Genomic DNA, 18,374 nt, shown 5'->3' with positions numbered 1-18,374 from the left:
ATCTCGTCGTGGGCCGATTGTCATCGCGATGCGCTCGGGCAGGCCTGCGTCTCTAGAATCGCCCGCTTTGCCCGGCCCCGTTTCCGATGTCGCTCGCCGCCCTGATCCGCGCCTTCGTGCGCCGCCATGCCGCGGCCTACGCGTCAGCGGCGGTCATGCTCCTGGGCATCGCCTTGCTCACCGTGTGGCTGCCGCGGCAGATCGGCCATCTCGTCGATGCGCTGGTCGCCCGCCAGATCAGCCAGGCCGATCTGTGGCGCGAGCTGGGCCTGCTGCTGGCCGCTGGCGTGGGCATCTACCTGCTGCGGGTGGGCTGGCGGGTGCGCCTGTACGCCGCGGCTTACCAGATGGGTGTCGAGCTGCGACGCCAGCTCTACCAGCGGCTGGCCCACCAAGGCCCGCGCTTCTACCAGACACGCCGCACTGGCGACCTCATGGCCCTGGCGACCAACGATGTCGACGCGGTCGAGATGGCCGCCGGCGAAGCCATGCTGGCGGGCTTCGACGGCACGCTGACGCTGGTGCTGGTGGTGACCACGATGGCCATCGGCGTCGACTGGCGTCTGGCGGCGATCGCGCTGGTGCCCTTCCCCTTCATGGCGTGGAGCTTCGCCTGGATCTCCAGCCACGTGCACGGGCGCTCGAAAGAAGCGCTGGACCGCTTCGGTGATCTGAACGACCACGTGCAGGAAACCCTTTCGGGCGTGCGCACGCTGCGCGCGCTCGGCCTGGAGGCGCGCAGTGCCAAGGTCTTCGCCGAGCTGGCCGAGAAGGCGGCCGACGCGGCCTTCTGGTCGCAGCGCTGGGAGGCCCGCTACGAGCCGGCGGTGGGCATGACGCTGGCCACGTCGGTGGTGCTCTCCTTGGCACTCGGCGGATGGCTGGTGTGGCATGGCGAATTGACCATCGGCCAGCTCACCAGCTTCCAGCTTTATCTGGTGCAACTGATCTGGCCGATGTTCGCTGCCGGCTGGGTGCTGGCCCTCTGGCAACGCGGCCGCGCCGCGTGGGGGCGCCTATCGGCCGTGCTGGACGAGCCGCTGGCTATCGACGACGACGGCAGCATCGAACGGGTAGAGCCGGGCGAACTGGTCTTGCGCGACGTGCGTTTTGCCTACCCCGGCGCGCCCCGCCCGGCGCTCGACGGGCTGTCGCTGCACATCGCCCCGGGGTCCACCCTCGGCCTGGTGGGCCCGACCGGGTCTGGCAAGAGCACGCTGTTGAAACTGCTGCTGCGGCAGTGGATGCCCCAGGCCGGCCACATCAGCTGGGGCGACATCAAGCTGCCGGACTACACCCTCGAGGCCCTGCGCGCCGGCATCGCATGGGTGCCGCAGGAACCCATCCTCTTCTCCGCCAGCGTGGCCGACAACATCGCCATGGCCCGGCCCGGGGCCACCCGCGAGCAGGTGCAGGCCGTGGCCGAGCTGGCCGCGGTGCACGACGACATCCAGCGCCTGCCGCAGGGCTACGAGACGCCGGTGGGTGAGCGGGGGGTGACGTTGTCCGGCGGCCAGCGCCAGCGGGTGGCGATCGCCCGGGCGCTCTTGGCCGATGCGCCGCTGCTGCTGCTGGACGATGCGCTGTCGGCGGTCGATACCGAAACCGAGCACCGCATCCTCGCCCACCTGCGCGAGCAGCGAAAGGGCCGCACGGTGATCGTGGTGAGCCACCGGCTCTCTGCCGTGGCCGATGCGGACGTGGTGGCCGTGCTGCGCCATGGGCACCTCGCCGAGCGCGGCACCCATGCGCAACTGCTGGACAAGGGCGTCGAGCACAGCTGGTACGCCCAGCAATGGCGCATCCAGCAACTGAAGGCATCGCTTGAGCAAGACTAGACACAGACAGCCCAGGGCGCTCTCGAGGCAGACGCCCGTGCCGGCCATCGTGGGCGCGTTGACAGGGAGACCTGCATGACATCCCCCGGCCATCCATCCCCCGGCCATCGCGCGGCCGCGCTGTTGTGGCGCGCCGCCAAACCCGAGTCGCGTCACCTCTGGATCGGCCTGGCATGGCTCGCGGTCGCTGCGGGCCTGGACGCGCTGGGCCCGGTGCTGGGCAAGGCCTACATCGATCGCTACCTGCTGCCCCGAGACCCCGCCCTCGCCCACATTGCCGGGCTGCTGATTGGCGCGTTGCTGGCCGGCTGGGTCGCCAGCTGGGTGCGCTACCGGCAGCTGTCGCGCCTGGCCGGAGTGGCGATGCGGTCGGTGCGCCGCATCCGTGAATCGGTGTATGGCCATGTGCTGCGGCTGCCGATGAGCTTCTTCGACAAGGCCATCACCGGGCAACTGGTCAGCCGGGTCACCAACGACACCGAGGCGGTCAAGCAGCTGTACGTGCAGGTGCTGTTCGTGATGCTCGACTGCCTGATCATGCTGGCGAGCCTGCTGCTCACGATGGCCTTCCTCGATTGGCGGCTGATGCTGATCGTCACCATGCTGGTGCCGGCCGTCTTCGGCATCGTCTACCTCTACCAGAAGCTGTCGGCGCCTGCCGTGGCCCGCACCCGCGAGCTGCGCAGCGAGCTGAACGCCCAGACCGCCGAATCCATCTCCGGCATGGCCGTGCTGCAGGCCACCGGCGCCACCTTGGGCTATGGCGACCGCTACGCCCGCATCAACAGCGATCACTACCACTCCCGCCTCACCGAGCTGCGGGCCAATGCGCTGCTGCTGCGCCCCGCGCTCGACCTGCTCAATGTGGCGATGCTGGCGGTGGTGATCGCGGTGTTCGGGCTGCGCGAAACCGGCGGCAGCCTGAGTGCGATCGAGGTCGGCGTGCTGTACGCCTTCGTGAGCTACGTCGGCCGGGTGACCGAGCCGCTGATCCAGATCACCATGCAGTTCTCGCAGTTGCAGCAGGCCATCATCGCGGCGGCGCGTGTGAACACCTTGCTGGACGAAGCCGAGGCCGATCGCCCGGCGGCGGCCGGCCGCGTGACCGATGGCGCGGTCACCATCGACCGGCTGGACTTCGCCTACAACCCCGGCTCACCGGTGCTGCGCCAGGTGTCGCTCGACATCCGCCCGGGCGAGTTCATCGGCATCGTGGGCCCCACCGGCAGCGGGAAGTCGAGCCTGCTGTCATTGCTGCTGCGCTTCTACCCGGTGACGGAGGGCCGACTGCTGATCGACGGCCAGCCCATCGCCACGCTCGATGAGGCCGCTTTCCGGGATGCCGTGGGGCTCGTACCGCAAGAGCCCTTCCTGCTGGCGGCCAGCGCACGCGAGAACATCGCGATGGGGCGCGACCTGAGCCAGGCGCAGATTGAAGCCGCCGCCGTCGCAGCGGGCGCCCACGGCTTCATCAGCCGGCTCGAGCAAGGCTACGACACCAAGCTGGGCGAAGGCGGCGCCCGCCTGGCCGTCGGCGAGAAGCAGCTGATCGCCATCGCCCGCGCGCTCGCCGGCCAGCCTCGCATCCTGCTGCTCGACGAAGCCACCTCGCACGTCGACAGCGAAACCGAAGCCGTCGTGCAGCAGGCACTGGCCCAACTGCGCGGCCGCCTCACGCTGATCTCGATCGCCCACCGCCTTTCCACCATCCGCGACGCCGACCGCATCGTCGTGCTCAACCACGGCCGCATCGCCGAGCTCGGCGCGCACGACGAGCTGATGCGCATCGACAGCGGTCTGTACCGCCGGCTGGTGGAATTGCAGCAGCTGAGCACCGAGGACGACGCCCTGAGTGCTGGCTGATCGCCCCTGTCACCCGCGCTTGCGCCGATACATGTCCGCATCGGCCTGCTGGATCAAAGACGGCACGTCGTCGCCGTCGCGCGGGTAGAGCGCCACGCCGATCGAGACGCCGACCTGGGCGTCGCGGGCGGCGTCGATGGGCTCGCTCAGGCGTGATTCGAGCTGATCGGCGATGCGGCGGGCCAGCTCGATGTGCCCGACGCCGTGGAGGACGATCACGAACTCGTCTCCAGCCCATCGGGCCACTTGGTCGTCTTCGCGGACCGCCTGCCGCATGCGGTGGGCCAGTTCACGCAGAACCTGGTCGCCCGCGCCGTGGCCGTAGCGGTCATTGACCGCCTTGAAGCCATCGACGTCGAGGAAGAGCAGCGCGAACGAAATGGCCTCGGCATCGCGCCGATGCTGCTCGATGTGGTCGCTGATGCGGCGCATCGTGGCCTCGCGATTGGCCAAGCCGGTGAGGCGATCGGTGGTGAGCTTTTGACGCATGGTCGCGAAGCTCTGCGCCAGATCGCCGATCTCATCGTGGCGTTCGATGTGCAACGGCGTGTCGAAGTGGCCTTCGCCAATCTGCCGGGCGGCGATCGCGATGGCACGCAGGTCGCGCGAGACCACGCCCAGGCTGAGCCAGCCGACCCCGATCACCGCCAGCGCCGCCAGCAGGGCCAGTCCCACGCTCTGGTAAAGATTCGACGTGATGCGGTGCAGGAAATCGCTGCGCGGTACCGCCACGGCAACGATCCAGTCGAGGCCGGCGTCGTCACGCAACCGGGCGTAGGCCAGTTGCACCGAAGCCCCATCGGGCCCGTCGATGCGGGTCGAACGGGTTTCTCCTTCATGGCCGGCCTCCAGGCTCAGCGTCTTCACGCGGCCGTAGCTGGTGGCCAGCAGCGCATCGTCGGCCGAAGCGGCGTTCAGCCGCTGTGCCCGGCCTTCGGTGTCTTGCTGCAGATGGGCGCCGCGCGAGGTGGCGATGAGGTCACCACTGGGTTCGACGACGAAGGCCACGCCATTCGCGCTCGGCTGCAAGGATTGAACGAACTGGCTCAGCTGGCGCAGCGAAACGTCGGTGGCCACCACACCGAGCATCTTGCCGTCACGATCATGGACGGTGCGCGCTCGCGTGGTCACCAGCTCTTGCGTGCGGAAATCGATGTAGATCGGCGACCAGGTGTCGCCGCCGCGCGCCTTGGCCGCGCGGTACCACGGCCGCTCACGCGGCTCGAAGACCTTGGTTTCTGCGCGCCCCTCACCCAAAGGGGCATGCGGTCCATCGAGGCGGTAGAGCGTCCGGGCGCCATCACCCGTCGGTCGCAGCCTGAGTTCGGCTGATTCGGCCGAATCGCGCCACAGGCCGATGAACCGCCCTCGCTCGTCGCCATAGTAGGCGTAGTTGTTCAGCGCACGGTGCACGGCCGTGGCCAGCCAGAGCCGCTCTCGCAGGCCTTCGGCGGCGACGTCGCCGGGTGCGGTCTCGCCGGCCGGGAAGGCGATGTCCAGCACGCGGCTGGAGCCCTCCAGGTGCTGATGCACGGCGCGGCCGATGCGGCCCACGGTCTCGACCATGAGCCGCTCGGACAGCTCGTCCACCGCGTCGCGGCCAGTGCGATACGACAGCAGCCCCAGCACGATGGCGAGGCCCAGCACCAGCGCCAGGTACGGCAGGGTCAGCAGTTGGCGAAGGCTGAGCCCACGTAACGGGTGCATGCGCCCGGCCCCGTCTTCAGCGCGATGCAGGGTTCAGCCAGGCGGCCAGGTCGCTCTTGAGCTGAAGGATGTCGGCCTCGCGGGTGTACATCATGTGCCCCGCGCCGTAGTAGCGGTGGGTGATGCGGCGGCGAACCTCGGTGCCGATCTCCAACTGGTCCAGCGTCCAGTCGGTGGCGCTGTAAGGCGTTCCCAGATCGTAGTAGCCGCTCGCCACGAACACCGCCATGTGCGGCAAGCGTCGCATGACACGTGCCAGATCCACGCTGGTGCAGGCAAAGCTGTTGCCTTGCGCCTCTCGGCGGTTCCAGTTCCAGGCCTTGTGCGCCTGCTCGGACATCGGCATGTACACGCGCTCGATCGCTCCGCTGGCCTCACCGATGCCCAGCGTGCCACGGAAGTAGTCCAGCGCAGCCATCGTGTAGGGCGCGACGAGGGCATCGATCGAGGGGTCGAACTCCCACTCCCGCTTGCGGTCTGGCCCCATGGGCCCAGCCACGCGGGCATCCAGCCGGCCGAGCACCTGGCCGCGTTCGCGCAGCAGCTCTTGGAAGTAGCGCATGTCGGACACGCGCAGGTTCATGTGCTCGACCACGGCCGCCGGCAGGCCGATCAATTCGCCCACGCGGCGGGCGATGCGCGCCCGCTCTTTGTCGCTCAGCGCGCCACCGCGGTGCAAGGCGCTGAGGTAGTCGCTGTGGACGAAATCAAGCGCTGCCTGGCGGGCCGCTTCGGGTGACTCGGCCAGCGCCCCCTTCAGACAGCCGTGGTACTGCGCCGTACCTGCGAAAGCCGGCAGGAAGAGCGCATACGGCAGATCGTTGCGCGGAGAAAATTCGAGCGCCTGGATGTCCATCGCGCACGACACGAGGATCACCCCGGCCAGGGCCACGCCCTGGTCGCACAGCAGCTCGGCCATCGCACACGCGCGGGTGGTGCCGTAGCTCTCGCCGCACAGGTAGACGGGCGAGCCCCAGCGGCGATGGCGCCCCAACCAGGCGCGCACGGCCGAGCACAGCATGGCCACGTCGCCGTCGACGCTGAAGGCACGCTTGCGGGCTTCTTCGCTCGCGGTGAGCGAGAAGCCGGTGTGCGGCGGGTCGATGAACACCAGGTCGAAATGCTCGAACCACGACAACGGGTTGTCTTCCACACGGTACGGCGGCGCCGGCATGCTGCCGTCGTCCTGCACACGCACTCGCTTCGGGCCCAGCGCACCCAGATGCAGGAAGATCGACGCCGCACCCGGCCCCCCGTTGAAGGCAAAGCAAATCGGCCGCTGGCCCGCGCCTTCGCCCTCAAGCTGATAGGCCGTCATGAAGATGGCCGCGTCCGGCTCGCCATGCGTTTCGCCGACGACCTCCGAGCGAACGGGCATGAAGCCCGCATCGACACGGTAATCGAGCTGGCGATCGCCCAGCCGCAAACTGCCGCGGCTTTGCGAGAGCGGCTCCCGCAGCGCCTGGTCGACCGCGGCGCGCTGCCGCTTGTTGGCCTCTTCCTTCTCTGCCGCCGTGGTCACGGTGGTGTTGTTCTCACTCATCAAGCATCCCTCTTGCGAATTGCCCTGTCGTCGGTGTGTCTGGCGGCCTCTGGCCCCGTCGTGCGTGACGCCGGCTCAGCCGACCGGCCCCTGGAAGCCGCCGGCACGGTAGGTGAGCACCAGCGTGTCACGGTGCCCGCTGCCGCCAGGCAGCAGAGGCTGGATGGGCGTGGACTCGTGGATCACCCGCGCATCGTCCAGCCACAGCGTCGAGAAGGGTTCGCTCAAGGTGAAACGCAGGCCTTCTCGCCCATCGGCGGCGAAGACGCGTGTCTCGCCCCCTTTGATCTGATGGCGAGACACCAGCGTCACTTCCACCAGGTCGACGCCGTCTCGGTGGGCGCCTTCCGGCGTCGGCCGGCCGATGCCGTCGGTCGTGTCGATGCGGAACAGGTGTGCCTCGACATACCAGGGCTGCGCGCCCTTGAGCGCCGAGGCCCGTTGCGCGCCCAAGACCAGCCAGCGCGCCCACAAGGGGTCGCTCACCAGGGCCTCGGGCAGGGGCTCGAAGTGCCGCTCCAGCCCCCCGTGCAGCGCGTTGTACTCCACCGGCTGCCAGTGCGGCCGATGCGGCTGCGGCGTCACCGATTCGCCATTGACGATGAAGCAGCCGTGGCGTCGCCGGCGGTAGCGCCCGCCGTCCTTCAGGTAGGCATCGGGAGGCAGGTCATCCCAGAACGGCAACCAACGCTGCAGCGCAGCCACCGGCGCATCGAGCAATTCGGCAACGCCGTCGGCGGCCAGCACGGAAAACCCGAGTTCGGCCAGGGCCGCGTCTTGTTCGCCCGGCGGGCAGATGGGGGGAGACAGGAGCATGGTGCGTGGATTGTGACAAGGCTTGGCGCTACCACGTGTCCAACAGGCCACGGCGCGGTGCCAACGGGGTGCCTGCCGCCGCCCGCAGGCCACGCGCGAGCCAGGCACGCGTGTCGGCAGGGTCGATCACGTCGTCGATCTCCAGATGGCTGGCCATGTTGATGGCGCGGCCGCGGTCCATGTGCTCGGCGACCAGCCGGTCGAACAAGGCTGGTCGCCCCTCACCGGCGGCTTCCAGCTCTTTCTTGAAGCCCAGGCGAACGGCGCCCTCGATGCCCATCGCCCCGAACTCGGCCTGGGGCCAGGCCGCGGTGGCCACCGGCGCGTGGAAGTGGCCGGCCGTGAGCGCCATCGCGCCCAGACCGTATCCACGGCGAAGCACCACGCTGAACACCGGTACGCGCAGCGCCGCTGCATGCACGAACAGGCGCGCCGCATGCCGCACCATCGCCGTCGCCTCGGAGGCCGGGCCGACCATGAAACCGGGCGTGTCGACGAAGGTGATCAGCGGCAGCCCGAAAGCGTCGGCCAACTGCATGAAGCGCGCGAGCTTGTCGCAGGCGGCGGCATCGAGAGCGCCGGCCAAGTGGCGCGGGTGGCTCGCGGCGAGTGCCACCGGACGGCCCTCGATGCGCAACAAGGCGGTGATCACGCCCGGCCCGAACTCGGCTCGCAGCTCCATCACCGAGTCGGCATCGGCCACGGTGCGGATGATGGCGCGCGGGTCGTACAGCGCCTGGCGGTTGTCGGGCAGCGCGTGCCGCAGCGGCGTCTGGTCGGCCACGGCACCGGCCGGGCCCGCGCCCTGAAAGTAGCCAAGGTACTGGCGCGCGGCCGCCACCGCGGCCGCCTCGTCGGGCACCCGCAGATCGACCACGCCGCGGGGCGACAGCACGCTCACCGGGCCCACGTCTTCCGGCGCCACCTTGCCCAGACCGCCCCCTTCGATCATGGCCGGCCCTCCCATGCCGATGGAGGCTGATTCGGTGGCGATGATCACGTCCGAACACCCCAGCAATGCCGCATTGCCCGCAAAGCAGCGACCGGCCACGATGCCCACCCGAGGCACCACCCCCGCCAGTGCCGCCCAACGCGAGAACGTGGTGCAGTCCAGGCCCGCGACGATCGGCCAATCCACATCGCCGGGGCGGCCGCCGCCGCCTTCGGCGAACAGCACCACCGGCAGCTTCAGCCGACCCGCCACCTCCAGCAGGCGATCCGCCTTCATGTGGTTGAACACACCCTGCGTGCCGGCCAGCACCGAATAGTCGTAGGCCATCACGGCGCAGCGCGCGCGCTCGGCGCCCACATGCTCGGCGTTCACCGTGCCGATGCCGGTCACCAGGCCATCGGCGGGGGTCTGGGCGATCAGATCTTCCAGCGGGCGCCGGCTGCGCTGCGCCGCCACCGCCATGGCGCCGTATTCGTTGAAGCTGCCCGCATCCAGCAGATCGGCCAGGTTTTCGCGCACGGTGCGGCCACCGGTGGCATGCCGGCGGTCGGTGGCCTCCGGGCGGGCACCATCGGTCAGCAGGTGCCGCCGCTCAAACAGTGCCAGCAACTCGGGGTGGGGCCCCGCATCGGCCACGCGGGCAGCCGCGGGCGGTGACGACGAGGGTGCCTCGGCCGCATCGATCGCATCGATCATGCCCAGCACCTCCCCCTCGGCCACGGCATCGCCGACGGCGACCTGCAAGCGGCGCAATCGGCCCGTCGAAGGCGCTTCGACCGGCACTTCCATCTTCATCGACTCCAGCACCACCACGGGGCTGCCGGCGGCCACCGTCTCCCCCACCTGCGCCTCGATCGCGATCACGACACCCTGCACGGGCGAGCTGAGCATGAAGGTTTTCATGGGGTCATTCTGGGGGCAAGCCACGCACTGCAAGCGGGCATCCGGCCCTAAACTCGAATGGAAGCGCCGCTGGGGGCGGCCATCACTCATGATCTCCACGCCTCAGGATCACAGCTTCGATCTCGCCCAGCTGCAGATGGCGCTGGAGATGTCCCATGTCTCGATGTGGCGGCTGGACATTGCCACCCAGACGGTCCACGCCAACGCAGCCGGTTTCCGGCTGTTGGGGCTGCCGCCACGGGAAGATGGCTGGCCCGTCGACGACATGATGGCCTCGGTGCACCCCGACGACCGGCCCTTGATGGTCGAGGCGGCCCACCAGGCGCGGCAGCAGGGGCGGCAGGTGGAGGCACTCGCCCGCTTCCGGCACGAAGATGGTCAATGGCGGCAGGTGCTCACGCGCCGCATGGCCATCCGCAATGCAGAAGGGCAATTGGTGTCGTTCGTCGGCATGGCCATCGACGTGACGGCCCACCTGCAGGCCGAACAACAACTGCGCGACGCCAACCAGCGCATCGCCTTGATCGCACGCACTGCCGGCATCGGCACCTGGGAGTGGGATCTGCCGGGCGGGCCCAGCCGCTGGGACGAGCAGATGTTCTTGCTGCGCGGCCTCACGCCCGGGCCTCGGCCGCCCACCATCGCGGAGATGACGCAACTGCTGCACCCGGACGATCGGGAGTATGTGAGCCAGCAGATCGATCGCGCCGTCGTCAGCCGCGCGCCGAGTCAGTACGAATTTCGCGTCATGCTGCCCGGCGGCGGCGTGCGCTGGCTGGCCTCGCGTTCGGTGCCGGTGTTCGACGAACAGGGCCACATCGTCCGGCGCATCGGGGTGAACTGGGACATCACCGCCAGCCGTGAAGCCGAAGCCCAGCGCCAGGCCAAGGCCGTGGCCGAGCGCGAAAGCGCGGCCAAGTCGGAGCTGCTGGCGCGCATGAGCCACGAGCTGCGCACGCCGCTGAACGCCATCCTCGGCTTCACCGAACTGATGCTGGCCGACGGCGATGGCTTGAAGCCCGCCGCCCGGCAAGCCAGGCTCGAACACATCCAGTCTGCCGGTCGCCACCTGCTGGCGCTGATCAATGACGTGCTCGAACTGGCTCGCCCCGGTGGGGCCGACGCTCCCGGCCATCCGCTGGGACAGGTGCTGCTCGAAGACGTGATCGCCGACAGCCTGCCGCTGGTGGAAAGGGCGGCCGCCGAGCGGGGCGTGATGCTGCGGCGAGAGCCCTGTGCGCCGGGTCTGGCCGCCCGTGCCGACGCACTGTGGCTGAAGCAGGTGCTGCTGAACCTGTTGACCAACGCGGTCAAGTACAACCGCCGTAGCGGCTGGGTCGATCTCAGCGCCCGAGAAGCCGGCAGCGATCGCGTCTGCATCACGGTGCGGGACGGCGGCCATGGCATGGCGCCAGAGGTGCTGGAACGCGCGTTCGAGCCTTTCCACCGGGCGTCTGACCACGAACCGGGAGTGCCGGGCGTGGGCATCGGCCTGGCCGTGGTGAAGACCTTGATGGAGCGCATGGGCGGCGAGGTCACCGCCCGCAGCACACCGGGCGAAGGCAGCGAGTTCGAGCTGTGGCTGTGGCGCGCCGACGAGCCCGCCAGCGACAGCCGCAGCGTCATCAGAGCGCCCCGACCTGCCGCACCTGGAGGGCCCACAGAGCCTGCCGAGTCAAGCGCCGGTGCCACGCCGGGCGGGCCACGCTCGAACCGCGATGTCGCCCGCATTGCCGACACGCCGCCACCGCCTCCCGGCCGTTGGGCACCGCGACCCGTGGAGCCGGGCACCACGCGCAGCCTGCTCTACATCGAAGACAACCCGGTCAACGTGATGATCGTGCAAGAGCTGGCCGAGCGCCGACCCGGGCTGGTCTTCCACAGTGCGCCGGATGGCACGACCGGCCTGCAACTGGCCGCCGAGCTGGTGCCCTCGCTCGTGCTGCTGGACATGCAGTTGCCCGACATGCACGGCCTGGAGGTCATGGCCCGTCTGCGCAAGGACCGGCGCACGCTGCGCATCCCCTGCATCGCGCTGTCGGCCAATGCGATGCCCGAGGACATTCGCCACGCCCTGCAAAGCGGCTTTGCCGACTACTGGACCAAGCCACTGGACTTCGCCGTGTTCAACCAGGCCATGGACGCCCTGTTCCAAACCGCGCCGCCACCCGGCGCCTGACACAGCCGACAGGTGAACGGGCCCCGGCGCGATCACGCCTTCGGCGCACGGGCCGAGCCCCACGGCATGCGAAGCACCACCTTCAGGCCGGGCTGCGCCGACTCGAACTGCAGGCTGCCGCCATGCGCCTGCGCGATCAAGCGGCACAGGTAGAGGCCCAGCCCCACGCCGCCGGTGGCCCGCTGGCGGGCGGCATCGGCGCGGTAGAACGGCTCGGCCAGGCGTGCCAGCACATCCGCCGGTACGCCGGGGCCGTGGTCGCGCACCGACAGGGTCAGCACACCATCGGCGAAGCGCGCCTGCAGCTCGGGCGGCGCCGAGGCGTCAGTAGCGTGGCGCAAGGCGTTGTCGATCAGGTTGCGCAGCAGCAGACCGAGGCGCGTACGGTCGACATCGGCCGAGGGCAAATCGGGCGGTAGGTCGACCGCCAGCGCCTTGCCGATGAACGGGCCCGCCTGGAGACCCGCCACCAACACCGCCAGGTCGGTGGGCTCGCGCTGCAGCGCGGCATGCGGCTGGGCCAGTCGCTCGCTTTCGAGCAGGCTGGTGATCAGGTCCCGCATCTCGGCCAGGTCACGCAGCAAGGCGTCGCGCTCAGGCCCTTCGGGTACCAGCTCGGCATTCAGGCGGGCCCGCGTCAACGGTGATCGCAGCTCGTGGCTGATGGCCAGCAGCAAGGCGCGCTTGGCATCGAGCATGCTCGAGAGATCAGCGGCCATCGTGTTCACCTGCTCGGCCAGTTCGCCCAACTCATCGTGCCGACGCAACTGGATCGGCTGGCTGAAATCACCGCGCCCGAAGCGCTCGACCCCGGCGCCGATTTCCTTGAGCGGGCCGAACAGGTGGTGGGCCAGCTTCCACGCCAACGCCGTGAGCATCAGCAGCACGGTCAGCGTCATCCAGCCGATCATCCGCGGGCGCTGCATCCAGGCCTGGGTATCGAGCCCGAAGCGAATCCGATGGCCATCTGCGGTGGTGCGGATCAACAACTCGTGCGGGTGTTCTTCCAGCAAGGCCGGCCGAGCGGTGGGCGAGCGCCAGTGCACCACCGGGCCGTCGATCTCGATGGACAGGGGCAGCCGCGCGGTCAACGCCTGGGCCCGCTGGATGTCGGGTGGGCTGCCGAGATCGCCGGCGAGCCGATCGACATAGTCGGCCACCAAGGGCTTGATCACATCCCGCCAGCCCATGCCCAGCGCGCGCTGCATGCCGAACAGGAAGGTCATGCTGATCGCCAGCGCCAGCGCGAGGAACAGGATGATCAGCCGCAGCCCCAACGAATGGCGCATCCGGCGCTGCCAGCGGCGGTGCCAGCGGGGGTCGGGCTCGGTGTCGCACCAGCGGGTGGCACCGCGCCGGCGCGGCGATGCGCCGGCCAGGCCCAACGGCGCAGCCGCCAAGGTGCCGGGGGCGTCGCCCGATCTGCGATGGCTTCTCATGCGGGCCTCAACGCGCGGCGCTGCCCGTGCTCGGCGCGCCCGCAAAGGCGTAGCCAGCGTTGCGCAAGGTCTTGATGCAATCCAGCGGTTCGAGCTTGCGGCGCAGACGCGAGACGAGGATGTCCACCGCCCGGGTGGCCAGCTCGGCGTCGTGCCCGCGCAGGCGATTGAGGATCTCGTCGCGACTGAAGACCTTGCGCGGCTCGCCCGCCAGCAGGGCGAGCAACTCGAACTCCGTGCCGGTGAGGTCGACCACGCAGCCCTGCCGACGCACTTCACGCCGCGCCAGGTCGATCGAGATCTCTTCGAAGCAGAGTTGGTCGGGCGGCGACACGTGGGTGGGCGTCGACGCGGCCGTCACACGGTGACGCCGCAACACGGTGTGCAGCCGCGCCGCCAGCTCGCGCGGCTCAAACGGCTTGGGCAGGTAGTCGTCCGCCCCGAGCTCCAGGCCCACCACCTTGTCCGGCAGTTCACCGCGCGCGGTGAGCATGACGATCGGCAGCTCTGCCATGGCCTCGCCCCCCTGGCGGATGGTTCGCAACAGCTCGAACCCGTCCATCTCGGGCAGCATCACATCGAGGATGGCGGCGTCGAACGCCTCTTCGCGCAGCCGGGCCAGCCCCACGCTCGGGCGCGGCGCCCAGGCCAGCTCGAAGTCGAAACGCTTCAGATAGGTGGTCAACGGCGGCGCGAGGTGCTCGTCGTCATCGATCAGCAGGATTCGAGGCATGTCGCTATCGTCGCACGCCAGGAGAACGCCCCGTCACCAGCGAATCTCCCGGCGCGCCCAACGGGTGCCGATCGCGAACAACGTCGCGGCCATCAGCAGCACGGCAGTCATCACGGACGCCATCGACGATGATGCCCCGTTGGCCGGCAAGCGTTGGGCGGCCAGGGCCGCTCCGCCTGCCAGCAGACCGCCCAGCACGCCGGCGAGCAACTGGCCCGTCGAGCGCGGCAGTTGGGGCGACCACAGCGCCCAGGCGGCCAGGCCCGCCAGCGTCAGCATGCTCACGGCATGCCAGGCGACGAGGTGGCCGTCGCCCGGGGGCGCCGCCGCATCCAGCAGCAGCGCCAGTCCGCCGAGCAATGCGATGGCCAGCGTGATCAGCATGCGGCCGATCGGGCGGTGCGGCCACATGGTCAGCCCCGCCAGCCGTGGTGGCGGCCACGCGCCATGAAGTCGCGCACCTTCTGCTGCTGCTCCGGGCGCAGGCTGTCGTAGAAGGTGGCCGCGGCCGCGATCACTGCCGGGCTGGCGTTGCGCACCGCTTCGGTCTTTTCACTGACCAGGCTCTGGGCACGGGCGGCATCGAAGCGTTCGCCCGCGATCAGCGACTGCAGCTGTTCGCGCGGATGGCTGCCGGCCGGCATGAAGCTTTGACGCTGGGCTTGCAACGTGTCGGCCAGGGCGACGAGGTGCTGGCGCTGGGTGGCGTCGAGCGACAGCTCGCTGCTGGCGCGGTCGATGATGCGCTCGCGGAACTTGGCCATGTCGGCCTCGCTCATCGAGCCGTGGCCATGCCAGCCGCAGCCGTCTCGCACGGTGCTGGCGACGGCCATGCCGCCCAGCGCCACGCTGGCGCCCAAAGCGGCAATCAGGGTGTTCTTGATCCAGGTTCGCATGGTCGGCTCCTTGGTGACATCGGGGTTGGTCAGGTGTCGCCATCGTGCCCAGGCCATGCCGCCGCGTCCTTTCGTCGCGGTATCGGCGTGTTTCGTTTTTTGTCAGCGCGGGGCGCGCGCCGTCCGCCGGCGTGCCGGCGTGGCGGCCACGACTGCGTCGTCTGGCTGGCCGGCCGGCGGCGTCCGCCGTCCGCGAACCCTCGCTGGCGCCGGGCCATCAGCTGCCGCGTCGGGGCGTGCCTGCGGCGCCGCCACCGCCTGCGCGGCCACCCGCTGGGCCCGAGCCAGCTGCAACCGCTGGCGGTCAGCGCGGCTGGCGCCGGGCCCCTCGACCACCGTCACCTCGCGCGGGGAGAGCATCCGGCCATCGGCCGACAGGAGCGCCAGCGGAGCGATCTCCTGCTCGGTGGCACGCTCGACGATGCGGATCGGCGGCCCCTTGGGTGCCGGCGCATGCTTGCCCCCCCACTGGGCCAGCGCCACGATGATGGGGAACAGGTCGCGGCCCTTCTCGCTCAGCCGGTACGCCAGCGCCTTGCCCGCCGGCGTGCTCTCGGTGATGTTCAAGATGCCGTGCTCGACGAGCTTGGCCAGCCGCCCGCTCAGGATGTTCGGCGCAATGCCCAGGTGGGCCTCGAAGTCTTTGAATCGTCGGGTGCCGTAGAAGGCCTCGCGGATGACGAGCAAGGTCCACCAGTCGCCAATCTGCTCAAGCGAGCGGGCAACCGGGCAACTCATCGACGCGAAAGAGGTTCGGCGCATGGGCAGGGGGTTGGAGCGTTGATTCTAGGAGCGCACTTGCAAGCTGCAAGTGTCGAAGCTATTCTTACTTGCATGATGCAAGCAAATCGTTCACCGGCCGCTGGCGGTGGTCCGCACGCCGTCTTCCTGCACTCCACCGGCATGGGGCCGTTCATGTGGCGGCCCTTCGCCGAGCACCTGCCCGAGAGCTGGGTGCTGCACACGCCCGTCCACATCGGCTATCCACCGGGCCCGCTGCTGCCCCGCGGCCACGCCGCCTCGTTGCAAGACGACGTCGAAGCCGTGCTGCAGCAGTTGCCCACCGGCGTGGACGAACTGCACCTCGGCGCCCACTCGTACGGTGCCCTGGTGGCGCTGAAGCTGGCCCTCTCGGGCCGAGCACCGGTGACATCGTTGTGGCTCTATGAGCCGGTGATGTACGGTGCGCTCCGCCTGCAGCCGAGCCAGCCGAACGCCGACGTCGCGGCCGAGATCGAGCGCTTGTACAGCCACCCCGCCTACCAGACGATCGACGCGGAAGAAGGCGGCAACGATGCCTGGCTGCAGGGCTTCATCGAGCACTGGAACGGCCCCGGCGCCTGGGCCGCCATGCCCGAGGGCCTCAAGGCCAAGACCCGCGCCGTGGGCTGGAAGATGTACATGGAGGTGCGCAACCAGGCGGCCGACACCGCGCGGTTCGAAGACCACCGTGTCGGGCTGCCCCTGACGATCGTCGTGGGCGAACACACCACCGCTGCCGCCCGCGCGATGGCCGAATCGCTGGCCCGCGCCAACCCTGGCGCCCGGCTGGAGGTGCTGGCGGGCCAAGGCCACATGGCCCCGGCCACCGCGTTCACGTCGGTGGCACCGTCCATCCTGCGACATCTGGCATGGGCGACCGGCGAGGCGGCATGAACGAGCCCACTGGGCGCGTGTGATTCTTTCGTCGGCAAGGCACGGCCGACAAACTCTCAACCGCTGACGCAACCCCCGTCGTCCTTGTCACGGCCAGGCCGTAGACTCCCGCGCCAACTGCACAAGCACCATCGGGAGGTACGGGATGACGCCGCAGGAACTCGCCACCAGTGTGGTGGCGACGCTGATCTCGATGGGGTCCGTCGTGGGCGGGGTCGCGCCGCTCGAACTGGCGGCCAATGTGATGGCCACCTTGTCGATCTTGCTGGCGGGCCGCAACAACATCCACACCTGGTGGACGGGCATCGTCGGCTGCGCGCTGTTCGCCTGGTTGTTCGTGCAAGCCAAGCTCTATGCCGACGTCACCTTGCAGGCGTTCTTCATCCTGAGCAGCGTGGTGGGTTGGTGGCGATGGCGTGGCCATGTCGACGCCGCTCCGGCGCCGGTGACCCGCGCCTCGTCTCGCGTGGTGACCACCGCCGCCGTGGTGGGCGCCGTCGCCGCCGTGTCGTACGGTGGCTTGCTGTATCACTTCACCGATGCCTATGCCCCCTACCCCGACTCGGCGGTGCTCAGTTTCAGCGTGGTGGGGCAGTGGCTGCTGATGCAACGGCGGGTGGAGTCTTGGCCTTTCTGGGTGCTGGTGAACATCATCGCGGTACCGCTGTACTACAGCCGCGATCTCTACCTCACCAGCGCCCTGTACGCGGTCTATCTGGTCAATGCGCTGGTGTCGTGGCGGCACTGGTGGAAGCTGGCCCAGGCTGACGACGCGCTGCCGGCCGCCGCGACGGCATGAGCACGCGCTTTCGCCGTGGCCTGGTGGTCGGCAAGTTTTCGCCACTGCACCTCGGCCACGAGGGGGTGATCGAGACGGCGCGCCAGGCCTGCGACGAGGTGCTGGTACTGAGCTACAGCCTGCCAGAGCTGCCGCGCTGCGCCGCCGCGATGCGTGAGCGATGGTTGGCCCTGCGCTGCCCACAAGTACAACGCTTAGTGCTCGACGACGCGCGGCTGGCACGCCTGTGCAGCGAGCGCGGCCTGCCGCCGCGGCAGCTCCCCGACAACCAAGCCGCAGACGAAGTGCACCGGCACTTCGTGGGCAGCCTGCTGTGGGATCTGCTGCAAACCACCGTGGATGCGGTGTTCACCAGCGAATCCTACGGGGACGGGTTCGCCGCGTCTTTGACCCGGCAGTTCCAGTCCCGGCAGCCGGCTCACCCGGTGGTGACCCATGTCAGCGTCGACCCCGGCCGACAGCGCCGACCGGTGAGCGGCACGGCCGTGCGCGCGGCCCCAGGCGCCTGGCGCGAGCAGGTGGCCCCCGAGGTGTGGGCCGATCTCGTTCCGCGCTTGTGCCTGCTGGGCGGTGAGTCTTCCGGCAAGACGACCCTGGCCCAGGCGCTGGCCCAGGCCCTCGACACCGTCTGGGTGCCTGAGTACGGCCGCGAACGCTGGGTGGAACTGGGCGGCGTGACGATGACGCCGGAGCAACTGCTGCACGTGGCGCGAGAGCAGGTCGCCCGGGAGATCGCCGCTGCGCCGCTGGCCAAAGGCTGGCTGGTCTGCGACACCTCGCCGCTGACCACGCTGCAGTACTGCCTGATCGACCATGGCCACGCGCCCGACGACCTGCACGACCTGGCTCGCCGGCCTTACGACCTCGTGGTGCTGTGCGATGGCGACTTCGGCTTCGTACAAGACGGCACCCGCCGCGACGAGGCCTTCCGCGCCCTGCAGCAGACACGCACGATCGACGCCCTGCAGCGTCAGGGCGTGCGGCACCTCGTCGTCACCGGCAGCGTCGAAGAACGCGTCGCCCAGGTGTTGCGGGCCCTGAACGGCTGAG

Annotated in this window: 15 protein-coding genes; 6 read left to right on the top strand and 9 right to left on the bottom strand. The window is 69.5% G+C overall.

Translation table 11 applies throughout. The features are described 5' to 3' along the window. Positions 1-86 precede the first annotated feature (86 nt). Both AACH06_RS01970 and AACH06_RS01965 read left to right on the top strand, forming a co-directional pair. The gene (locus AACH06_RS01970; RefSeq protein WP_341423911.1) at positions 87-1,838 is read left to right on the top strand and encodes an ABC transporter ATP-binding protein; all 1,752 of its coding nucleotides are present in this window, start codon (positions 87-89) and stop codon (positions 1,836-1,838) included. A gap of 75 nt (positions 1,839-1,913) precedes the next feature. After that, a complete protein-coding gene (locus tag AACH06_RS01965) occupies positions 1,914-3,701 on the top strand; it encodes an ABC transporter ATP-binding protein (RefSeq protein ID WP_341423910.1) in 1,788 nt (595 codons plus the stop codon). A 9-nt stretch (positions 3,702-3,710) separates the two neighbouring features. On the opposite strand, the gene AACH06_RS01960 is transcribed toward AACH06_RS01965, so the two are convergent. The 4 genes from AACH06_RS01960 to AACH06_RS01945 form a co-directional block, all read right to left on the bottom strand. Beyond that, a complete protein-coding gene (locus tag AACH06_RS01960; protein WP_341423909.1) occupies positions 3,711-5,408 on the bottom strand; it encodes a diguanylate cyclase domain-containing protein in 1,698 nt (565 codons plus the stop codon). Between the two features lie 16 nt (positions 5,409-5,424). Further along, positions 5,425-6,951, bottom strand: coding sequence for a S10 family peptidase (locus tag AACH06_RS01955; protein WP_341423908.1), 1,527 nt, complete (start codon positions 6,949-6,951; stop codon positions 5,425-5,427). A gap of 75 nt (positions 6,952-7,026) precedes the next feature. Continuing rightward, complete coding sequence (locus AACH06_RS01950) at positions 7,027-7,767, bottom strand: 2OG-Fe dioxygenase family protein (RefSeq protein WP_341423907.1); 741 nt, start codon at positions 7,765-7,767, stop codon at positions 7,027-7,029. Between the two features lie 28 nt (positions 7,768-7,795). After that, positions 7,796-9,622: a carboxyl transferase domain-containing protein gene (locus AACH06_RS01945; protein WP_423221972.1), complete on the bottom strand. Its 1,827-nt coding sequence runs from the start codon at positions 9,620-9,622 to the stop codon at positions 7,796-7,798. A gap of 88 nt (positions 9,623-9,710) precedes the next feature. Here AACH06_RS01945 and AACH06_RS01940 point away from each other — a divergent pair, with 88 nt between their 5' ends. Next, positions 9,711-11,801: a hybrid sensor histidine kinase/response regulator gene (locus tag AACH06_RS01940; RefSeq protein WP_341423906.1), complete on the top strand. Its 2,091-nt coding sequence runs from the start codon at positions 9,711-9,713 to the stop codon at positions 11,799-11,801. A gap of 32 nt (positions 11,802-11,833) precedes the next feature. Here the strand turns inward: AACH06_RS01940 and AACH06_RS01935 are convergent, their stop codons facing one another. From AACH06_RS01935 to AACH06_RS01915, 5 genes are all read right to left on the bottom strand, one after another. Continuing rightward, on the bottom strand, positions 11,834-13,240 hold the full coding sequence (locus AACH06_RS01935; protein WP_341423905.1) for a sensor histidine kinase: 1,407 nt from the start codon (positions 13,238-13,240) through the stop codon (positions 11,834-11,836). A gap of 7 nt (positions 13,241-13,247) precedes the next feature. Next, positions 13,248-13,973 carry a response regulator transcription factor gene (locus AACH06_RS01930; protein WP_341423904.1) on the bottom strand — a complete coding sequence of 242 codons (726 nt, stop codon included), beginning with the start codon at positions 13,971-13,973 and terminating at the stop codon, positions 13,248-13,250. A 33-nt stretch (positions 13,974-14,006) separates the two neighbouring features. Next, a complete protein-coding gene (locus AACH06_RS01925) occupies positions 14,007-14,384 on the bottom strand; it encodes a hypothetical protein (RefSeq protein WP_341423903.1) in 378 nt (125 codons plus the stop codon). A 2-nt stretch (positions 14,385-14,386) separates the two neighbouring features. After that, on the bottom strand, positions 14,387-14,869 hold the full coding sequence (locus AACH06_RS01920; RefSeq protein WP_341423902.1) for a Spy/CpxP family protein refolding chaperone: 483 nt from the start codon (positions 14,867-14,869) through the stop codon (positions 14,387-14,389). Positions 14,870-14,971: 102 nt separating this feature from the next. Next, positions 14,972-15,607: a winged helix-turn-helix transcriptional regulator gene (locus tag AACH06_RS01915; protein ID WP_341423901.1), complete on the bottom strand. Its 636-nt coding sequence runs from the start codon at positions 15,605-15,607 to the stop codon at positions 14,972-14,974. A 99-nt stretch (positions 15,608-15,706) separates the two neighbouring features. On the opposite strand from AACH06_RS01915, the gene AACH06_RS01910 reads away from it, so the two are divergent. The 3 genes from AACH06_RS01910 to AACH06_RS01900 all read left to right on the top strand — a co-directional run bounded on the left by AACH06_RS01910 (position 15,707) and on the right by AACH06_RS01900 (position 18,373). Continuing rightward, positions 15,707-16,525, top strand: a complete 819-nt coding sequence (locus AACH06_RS01910; protein ID WP_341423900.1) for an alpha/beta fold hydrolase — start codon at positions 15,707-15,709, stop codon at positions 16,523-16,525. Positions 16,526-16,670: 145 nt separating this feature from the next. Next, complete coding sequence (gene pnuC, locus AACH06_RS01905) at positions 16,671-17,324, top strand: nicotinamide riboside transporter PnuC (protein WP_341423899.1); 654 nt, start codon at positions 16,671-16,673, stop codon at positions 17,322-17,324. Further along, positions 17,321-18,373, top strand: a complete 1,053-nt coding sequence (locus AACH06_RS01900) for an AAA family ATPase (protein WP_341423898.1) — start codon at positions 17,321-17,323, stop codon at positions 18,371-18,373. The genes pnuC and AACH06_RS01900 overlap by 4 nt, the downstream gene beginning before the upstream one ends. The last annotated feature ends 1 nt before the right edge of the window (position 18,374 follow it).

It is taken from the genome of Ideonella lacteola (genome assembly GCF_038066555.1).
GTDB classification, from domain to species: Bacteria; Pseudomonadota; Gammaproteobacteria; order Burkholderiales; family Burkholderiaceae_C; genus Ideonella; species Ideonella lacteola.
This window is presented reverse-complemented; position numbering and strand designations above follow the sequence as displayed.

Excerpts from the sequence above, each read along its gene's own strand:
- AACH06_RS01970 (WP_341423911.1), top strand. The coding sequence starts at position 87 with ATGTCGCTCGCCGCCCTGATCCGCGCCTTCGTGCGCCGCCATGCCGCG.
- AACH06_RS01965 (WP_341423910.1), top strand. The coding sequence starts at position 1,914 with ATGACATCCCCCGGCCATCCATCCCCCGGCCATCGCGCGGCCGCGCTG.
- AACH06_RS01960 (WP_341423909.1), bottom strand. The coding sequence starts at position 5,408 with ATGCACCCGTTACGTGGGCTCAGCCTTCGCCAACTGCTGACCCTGCCG.
- AACH06_RS01955 (WP_341423908.1), bottom strand. The coding sequence starts at position 6,951 with ATGAGTGAGAACAACACCACCGTGACCACGGCGGCAGAGAAGGAAGAG.
- AACH06_RS01950 (WP_341423907.1), bottom strand. The coding sequence starts at position 7,767 with ATGCTCCTGTCTCCCCCCATCTGCCCGCCGGGCGAACAAGACGCGGCC.
- AACH06_RS01945 (WP_423221972.1), bottom strand. The coding sequence starts at position 9,622 with ATGAAAACCTTCATGCTCAGCTCGCCCGTGCAGGGTGTCGTGATCGCG.
- AACH06_RS01940 (WP_341423906.1), top strand. The coding sequence starts at position 9,711 with ATGATCTCCACGCCTCAGGATCACAGCTTCGATCTCGCCCAGCTGCAG.
- AACH06_RS01935 (WP_341423905.1), bottom strand. The coding sequence starts at position 13,240 with ATGAGAAGCCATCGCAGATCGGGCGACGCCCCCGGCACCTTGGCGGCT.
- AACH06_RS01930 (WP_341423904.1), bottom strand. The coding sequence starts at position 13,973 with ATGCCTCGAATCCTGCTGATCGATGACGACGAGCACCTCGCGCCGCCG.
- AACH06_RS01925 (WP_341423903.1), bottom strand. The coding sequence starts at position 14,384 with ATGTGGCCGCACCGCCCGATCGGCCGCATGCTGATCACGCTGGCCATC.
- AACH06_RS01920 (WP_341423902.1), bottom strand. The coding sequence starts at position 14,869 with ATGCGAACCTGGATCAAGAACACCCTGATTGCCGCTTTGGGCGCCAGC.
- AACH06_RS01915 (WP_341423901.1), bottom strand. The coding sequence starts at position 15,607 with ATGAGTTGCCCGGTTGCCCGCTCGCTTGAGCAGATTGGCGACTGGTGG.
- AACH06_RS01910 (WP_341423900.1), top strand. The coding sequence starts at position 15,707 with ATGCAAGCAAATCGTTCACCGGCCGCTGGCGGTGGTCCGCACGCCGTC.
- pnuC (WP_341423899.1), top strand. The coding sequence starts at position 16,671 with ATGACGCCGCAGGAACTCGCCACCAGTGTGGTGGCGACGCTGATCTCG.
- AACH06_RS01900 (WP_341423898.1), top strand. The coding sequence starts at position 17,321 with ATGAGCACGCGCTTTCGCCGTGGCCTGGTGGTCGGCAAGTTTTCGCCA.